This window comes from Lactobacillus sp. MRS-253-APC-2B, from assembly GCF_012843675.1.
Classification (GTDB): Bacteria; Bacillota; Bacilli; order Lactobacillales; family Lactobacillaceae; genus Limosilactobacillus; species Limosilactobacillus pulli.
On record NZ_JABAFO010000008.1, the window covers coordinates 76,785 to 83,782 of the forward strand.

Below are 6,998 nucleotides of genomic sequence, written 5' to 3' on the forward strand. Positions count from 1 at the left end.
TGTTTGCCTTTCTCGCCAGTAAATTTGAGGAGGATTTTTTCATGAGTGAAAACGGTCATGAAGGCAATACGGGTCATATTCAGCGAACGCTGCAGACTCGGCATCTGTCAATGATTGCTCTTGGCGGTACGATTGGGACGGGGCTTTTTATTGCCAGTGGTTCGGCGATCTCAACGGCCGGGCCAGGTGGTGCATTGGCCGCCTATGCCATTATGGGGATCATGGTTTATTTTTTGATGACCAGTCTAGGAGAAATGGCCACCTACATTCCGGTATCAGGCTCATTTGCCACTTATTCAACTAAGTTCGTTGATCCGGCACTAGGCTTTGCTATGGGCTGGAACTACTGGTTTAACTGGGCAATTACGATTCCAGTTGACGTTACGACGGCTGGGCTGGTTTTCCAATACTGGCTGCCTCATTTCCCAAGTTGGCTGTTCAGTACGTTTGTCTTGATTGCTATTTTTCTGATCAACTATCTGTCGGTGCGCTCTTATGGTGAGACTGAGTATTGGCTGTCTTTGATCAAGGTCGTAACGGTCGTGATTTTCTTGATCGTTGGGGTCTGCATCATCTTTGGGATTATGGGCGGTCAAGGACCAGTTGGCTTAAAGAATTTCCATTACAAGGATGCACCGTTTGTTCATGGTTGGTCAGGCATTTTAAGCGTGTTCCTGGTGGCTGGTTTCTCATTTCAAGGGACTGAATTGATTGGGATCACGGCAGGTGAAGCCGCTACGCCAGAAAAGTCGGTCTCCAAGGCGATTCACTCAACCTTCTGGCGGATTTTGCTGTTCTACATCTTTGCCATCTTTGTGATTGCCTGCATTCTGCCATACACCAACAAGAACCTGTTGAACTCAGACGTACAAAACATTACGATGAGTCCATTTACGATTGTCTTTAAGCGAGCAGGGATGGCGGCTGCTGCCAGTGTTATGAACGCGGTTATTTTAACGGCCGTAATCTCAGCGGCCAATTCTGGTTTGTATGCCTCAACGCGGATGCTGTTCTCACAAGCACGAGAAGGTTACGCTTGGAAGATCTTTGGTTATGTTAATAAGCGGGGAATCCCGATCTATGCACTACTTGGTACCATGGTTGTTTCTTGCCTGGCTTATCTGACACAGTTTATCGGACCAGAAGCTTATAACTACCTGATTGGTGCTTCTGGGCTGTGCGGCTTTATTGCCTGGCTGGGGATTGCTATTTCGCATCTGCGGTTCCGGTGTGCTTTCATCGCACAAGGCCACAAGGTCAGTGAGCTGAAGTACCATGCCACGCTGTTTCCATTTGGCCCGATCTTTGCGTTGATTTTGTGTGTGATCGTTATGTGTGGTCAAAACATCGATGCCTTTATCAAGATGGACTGGTCAAATATTGCCATTACCTACATGGCCGTACCACTGTTTTTGATCCTGTTTATCTACTACAAGATTCGCTATAAAACACACGTGATTCCGCTCAAAGATGTTGATTTATCGCGGAGCAACAATAGCGAATCATTTGTTCCTGAATCTGAAAACGAAGCTAAGTAGTCAAAAAATCCTCGTCAAATTGGCGAGGATTTTTATACGTTGCTTTAAAAAATATTTTATAGAGTAAAATCCTTGATCAGATTGCTTTTACGATGCAGGACAACATTAATGATAGTTTGTTGAAAAACATTTTACTCACGATTACGGTCCAAAGATGATACAATGTAGCTCGTGTCTTTTTAGAAAAACAAAGCAAAGGGGTAAATGGAATGATTGTACTGGCGGGAACCATTGGTGCAGGTAAGACCAGCTTGACGCGGATGCTGGCTGACCATTTAGGAAGTCAGGCTTTTTATGAGTCGGTTAATGACAACGAGATTTTACCGCTTTTTTATAAAGATCCTAAAAAATATGGCTTTTTGCTGCAGATCTACTTTTTAAACAAACGGTTGGCCGAGATTAAGAATTCGTTTGATAATGACTTAAACGTCTTGGATCGCTCCATCTTTGAGGATGCCTTGATGTTTCGATTGAATGCGGATCTTGGCCGGGCCACTCAGACCGAGGCCGATATCTATGCCTCATTGTTGAATAATATGATGGAAGAGCTGCCGCAAGAAGTGCATACCAAGGCGCCAAGTCTTTTGATCGGGATTCAGGTATCGTTTGAGACGATGCTTAAACGGATTAAGAAGCGCGGTCGTTCGTTTGAACAGCTCGAAAATGATCCTAGTCTGTATGAATACTATCGTGAGTTGAATCAACGCTATGTTGACTGGTATGCCAGTTATGACGAAAGTCCCAAGATGCTGATTGATGGTGATCAGCTTGATTTTGTTGAGGATCCCAAGGCTGCTGAACAGGTTTTGACGATGGTTGACGACAAGCTGGCGGAGCTGCAGCTAAAATAAAGCAGCTTGACAAAGCTAAGTTGGACATATATAATAATTTTGTTAGTTATATGTCTGACACGGAGGATTAGCTCAGTTGGGAGAGCATCTGCCTTACAAGCAGAGGGTCACAGGTTCGAGCCCTGTATCCTCCATTTTTTATGCTTTACTTGCGGATGTGGCGGAATTGGCAGACGCGCAAGATTTAGGTTCTTGTATCTTATGATGTAAGGGTTCGAGTCCCTTCATCCGCATTATTATCAAACGGCTGTCCCGAAGCAAGGTACAGTCGTTTTTTGATTTATTTTGCATTTAATCGCTGATATAGTTGTTCTTAGAAGTTTTAATCGGGAAAGGAAGCCATAAAAATGATCACGTTTGGTCGTTATCGCCTTTCATTCTCAAAAGCCTTGACGTTTGGGTTCTTGATCGTGATTGCGATCGGTACGCTGCTTTTGATGCTGCCGATTGCCGTCAAGCCTGGCGAGGATTCATCGTTTATGACGGCATTTTTTACCGCAACCAGTGCAACCTGCGTGACTGGTTTGACGCTGGTTGATACGGCGACTCATTGGTCCTTATTTGGTCAACTGGTAATTACAGCTTTGATTGAGATTGGCGGATTGGGTTTTATGACGTTTGCGATCATGATGTTTTTGTTTGCACGTCAAAAGATCAGGCTTTCAGCACGTCTGTTGGCTCAAGAATCACTGAACTTGCAGTCGCCAGCACAGATTACTATTGTAAATCTAATCGTTGGCCTTTCACTAATTATTCAGGTTTTAGGCGCGCTATTGCTGTGGCCTGATTTTGGTCGTCGGTTTGGCTTGGTCAAAGGGTTATGGTACAGTATCTTTCATTCAATCTCAGCTTTTTGTAACGCTGGTTTTGATCTGTTTGGCAACAGCCTGGCATTATTTGCTGATGATACCTATGTCTTATTTATCATGGCAGTTTTGATTATTGCCGGCTCATTTGGTTTTTTGGTTTGGCGAGATCTATTGCTTTATCGAAAAAAGCATCGGTTGTCGCTGCATACCTCACTGGCACTTTCAACGGGGGCCATCATTTTGTTGCTGTCTTTGATGAGCTACCTTTTAACTGAAGACAATCTGGCGGCCCAGTTTCCACATATGTCAACTGAACAGCGCTTCGTCAATACCGTCTTTATGGCGATAACGCCGCGGACGGCTGGCTTAATTACTTTTCCTTATCAAAAGCTTTCGGCAGCTGGAATTGCGGTCACGGTGATTCTGATGTTTATTGGTGGAACACCAGGCTCAACGGCTGGCGGGATCAAAACGACTACGGTTGGGCTATTGACGCTGCAGAGCATTGCCACTTTAAAAGGTCAGCGCGATACGGTTTTTGGCAGACGACGCTTTAAAGAAGAAAATATTTTTCGGGCACTGACGCTGGTTTTTGTTGCTTTTGCAATTCTTGCCGCGGCCATCTTATTGTTGTGTCTGACGCAGCATTTGCCAGCCCGCTTTACGCTAGAAGACATTATTTTTGAGGTTATGGCCGCATTTGGTACGACCGGTATCAGCATGGGGATTACGCCGCATCTGAATCTATTTGGCAAACTGATCATTATGGCATTAATGTTTATTGGACGGGTCGGCATCTACACGGTTATGTTTACCATCTTGAATGCTCATCCTAAGCAAAAGAACTATCGCTATCCGGAAGAAGGGGTTTTGATTGGCTAATAAAAACAACTATGCAGTAATTGGCATCGGCCAGTTCGGCAGCTCGGTCTGTGAAACTTTGGCTGAGGCACATCAGGATATTTTAGCTATTGATAAAAATGAGGATGTCGTGAATGAATATGCCAACATGGTAACGCGCGCTGTGATTGCCGATGCCCAAGATGAAGAAGCTATGCGCGAACTTGATCTGGGTAGTTTTGACAATGTCTATATCTCAGTCGGCAATATCCAGGCCAGCATTATGGCAACGCTGATTGTTAAAGAACTAGGAGCCAAAAACATCATTTGCAAGGCGGAAAATGAGAATCATGCCCGCGTACTGGAAAAAATTGGCGCTGATTATGTAGTGCGGCCAGAACGTGACATGGCCAGGCGAATGGTATTTCACCAGCTGCATTTAAACATTGCCAACTATCTGATCTTAAATCATGAGCTGACTCTAGCCGAAATTGAGGTCAAGAGTCCTGATTTTTGTGAACACACGCTAAAAGAACTTAATCTGCGCGATGCCTACCAAGTTAATGTGATTGCCATTGTCAGTGGTGATCAGGTCAATAAATTGCCGCAAGCCGATGACATGCTGCATTATGGTGATCATATCTCGGTGGTCGGGGATGTTGGCTCGATTCAAAAACTCAGCTCGGTGATTGCCAGTGAATAAAAACAGCGCTGTCTCAAGCCTTAAGTGGCGATGACAGCGCTGCTTGATTTTTAAATAAGTTAATCATCGATATCGGAAAGACCGTGACGAGCTCTTAATGCCCAAAGGATCGAAACGGTATCGATTACTTCTTGGAGCATGGCACCAATAAAGGCAGGAATGATGCCAAATGCAGCAATCAGCATCAAGGCCGTACAGATCCCGATTCCAATTAAGACGGCCTGTTGAGCAATCTTCATAGTTTCTTGGGAGATAGTAACGGCAACGACAACCCGATACAGATCATCTTTAACGATAACCAGATCAGCGGACTCACTGGCCGCCGTAGAGCCATGAGCTCCCATGGCAATTCCCACATCGGCTGTTGCCAGGGCCGGTGCATCGTTGACGCCATCACCGACCATAACGACAGGCCGCCGTTCAGTTGGCACGTTTTTGAGTGCAGCAATTTTTTGTTCAGGCAGCAAATCGGCTTTGATTTCGTGAATCCCAACCAGTTTGGCAACGTGTTGAGCAATGGCGTTTTGATCCCCGGTCAGCATAACTAGGTGCTCAACGCCTAGTTTACGCAGCTGGGCCATGGTGCGTGGGGCTTCAGGACGTATCTGATCCTGGAAGATCACACAGCCCCAGTACTGACCATCAACGCTGACGTAGATGGCGGTTTGTGATAGTGGCTTTTGTGTGGCATTGGGATCGGCAAAGATCAGTTTACCAACTTTGACCTGCCGACCGTCAACAGTTGCTAGAATGCCATTGCCAACGACTTCTTTTAAATCACTGACGGAGCTGAGCGGAATCTGGTGCTCTTGGGCATAAGCGACGGTCGAGCGCGCAAGAATGTGTGGCGACTGCTCCTCGGCACTGGCGGCAAAATGCAGCAGTTCTTTGATATCAACACCAGGAGCCGGTTCAAGATGATCAACGCTCAATTGTCCGCTGGTAATCGTTCCAGTTTTATCAAAGGCCACGGTTTTGGGATGGGCCATTTTTTCAAGAACGCTCCCAGTTTTAACGATGATCCCACTGCGTGAAGCACGACTCATCCCTGAGACGATGGCAACCGGTGCGGCTAGAATCAACGGACATGGTGAGGCAACGACCATAACTTCGGCAAAGCGTCTCGGATCCTTGGTCAATGCCCAGGCAATTCCACCGATGATAAGTGCTGCGATGGTAAATGGCACGGCATAGCGATCAGCCAGTCGAACAAAATGAGCAGGTGTGTTTTCAGCTTCCTTAACCAGGGCAACCAGTTTTTGATACTGACTGTCGCGAGCCAGCTTGATGGCCTTGATGACGATTGCTTGATCACCATTTAAAGATCCTGACATCACCGGATCGCCAACCTGTTTGTCGATTGGCTTGGACTCACCGGTTAATGAGGATTCATTGACTTGAGTTGCACCTTTGATGATCTCACCATCGATTGGTACCAGCTCCCCAGGCTTGACGACAATCTTATCGCCTACTTTGACTTGATCAACGTGGACGTCTTCAATCTGATCATTAACCAATCGGTGTGCAGATTGTGGCGAGTTGTCCAAAAGTGCCTTAAGCTCGGAATTGGCCTTGCGTGAGGCGTAGTCTTCCAAAGCATCTCCGCCGACCAGCATAACCAAAATAACCATAGCAGCCCAGTACTCGCTGACGCTTAACGTTGAAACCACGGCAACGATGGCCAATAGATCAACGCCATAGCGACCGCTTTTAAGCGTATGGATCATCTCAATCAGCATGGATAATGCAATCCCGGCCCCAACGATAGTTACCAGCATCTGGGCAGCCAGTGCCTGTTTAAAGGCGTATTGCAGCAGTACGGCAACTAAGGCGACAGCTAAAATCATGAACAATTTTTGCCGATGCGAAAATTTTTTCATAATTTTCAGCTCCTTTCCCCAAATTTTGTCTTAATTATAAATCAAAATGGTAAACGCTTCCAGATAACGGCTTAGAATGGCAATGTTAATTTAGATAGGTCGAGAGTAATTAATAAAAATAAGCAAAACCAACAAAAATATCAAATTAGTATTGACTTTAAACAGTTTTATCGGTAATATATATAACTGTTGATACGATATCAACGAATGATTTGCGGAAGTAGTTCAGTGGTAGAACATCACCTTGCCATGGTGGGGGTCGCGGGTTCGAATCCCGTCTTCCGCTTGATTCCATTATTTTTATGCACCCATAGCGCAATTGGATAGAGTGTCTGACTACGAATCAGAAGGTTGAAGGTTCGACTCCTTCTGGGTGC

General features: G+C 45.6%; 5 protein-coding genes and 4 tRNA genes. 8 read left to right on the top strand and 1 reads right to left on the bottom strand.

The features are described 5' to 3' along the window. Positions 1 to 41 precede the first annotated feature (41 nt). From HF864_RS05755 to HF864_RS05780, 6 genes are all read left to right on the top strand, one after another. Entirely contained in the window at positions 42 to 1,538 is a 1,497-nt protein-coding gene (locus tag HF864_RS05755; RefSeq protein WP_169462092.1) for an amino acid permease, read from the top strand. A 209-nt stretch (positions 1,539 to 1,747) separates the two neighbouring features. Then, the gene (locus HF864_RS05760) at positions 1,748 to 2,389 is read left to right on the top strand and encodes a deoxynucleoside kinase (protein ID WP_169462093.1); all 642 of its coding nucleotides are present in this window, start codon (positions 1,748 to 1,750) and stop codon (positions 2,387 to 2,389) included. A gap of 61 nt (positions 2,390 to 2,450) precedes the next feature. Then, a tRNA-Val gene (locus HF864_RS05765) sits at positions 2,451 to 2,523 on the top strand. Positions 2,524 to 2,540: 17 nt separating this feature from the next. Beyond that, positions 2,541 to 2,622, top strand: a tRNA-Leu gene (locus HF864_RS05770). Between the two features lie 114 nt (positions 2,623 to 2,736). Next, positions 2,737 to 4,080: a potassium transporter TrkG gene (locus tag HF864_RS05775; RefSeq protein WP_169462094.1), complete on the top strand. Its 1,344-nt coding sequence runs from the start codon at positions 2,737 to 2,739 to the stop codon at positions 4,078 to 4,080. Then, positions 4,073 to 4,741: a TrkA family potassium uptake protein gene (locus HF864_RS05780; protein WP_169462095.1), complete on the top strand. Its 669-nt coding sequence runs from the start codon at positions 4,073 to 4,075 to the stop codon at positions 4,739 to 4,741. The genes HF864_RS05775 and HF864_RS05780 overlap by 8 nt, the downstream gene beginning before the upstream one ends. 59 nt (positions 4,742 to 4,800) lie before the next feature. Here HF864_RS05780 and HF864_RS05785 read toward each other — a convergent pair whose 3' ends face one another. Further along, positions 4,801 to 6,621, bottom strand: coding sequence for a heavy metal translocating P-type ATPase (locus HF864_RS05785; protein ID WP_169462096.1), 1,821 nt, complete (start codon positions 6,619 to 6,621; stop codon positions 4,801 to 4,803). A gap of 214 nt (positions 6,622 to 6,835) precedes the next feature. On the opposite strand from HF864_RS05785, the gene HF864_RS05790 reads away from it, so the two are divergent. Both HF864_RS05790 and HF864_RS05795 read left to right on the top strand, forming a co-directional pair. Next, positions 6,836 to 6,907, top strand: a tRNA-Gly gene (locus tag HF864_RS05790). 18 nt (positions 6,908 to 6,925) lie between these two features. Next, positions 6,926 to 6,998, top strand: a tRNA-Arg gene (locus HF864_RS05795).

What these genes read in the sequence shown, in the direction of transcription:
- HF864_RS05755 (WP_169462092.1), top strand. Translation starts at nt 42, where the DNA reads ATGAGTGAAAACGGTCATGAAGGCAATACGGGTCATATTCAGCGAACG.
- HF864_RS05760 (WP_169462093.1), top strand. Translation starts at nt 1,748, where the DNA reads ATGATTGTACTGGCGGGAACCATTGGTGCAGGTAAGACCAGCTTGACG.
- HF864_RS05775 (WP_169462094.1), top strand. Translation starts at nt 2,737, where the DNA reads ATGATCACGTTTGGTCGTTATCGCCTTTCATTCTCAAAAGCCTTGACG.
- HF864_RS05785 (WP_169462096.1), bottom strand. Translation starts at nt 6,621, where the DNA reads ATGAAAAAATTTTCGCATCGGCAAAAATTGTTCATGATTTTAGCTGTC.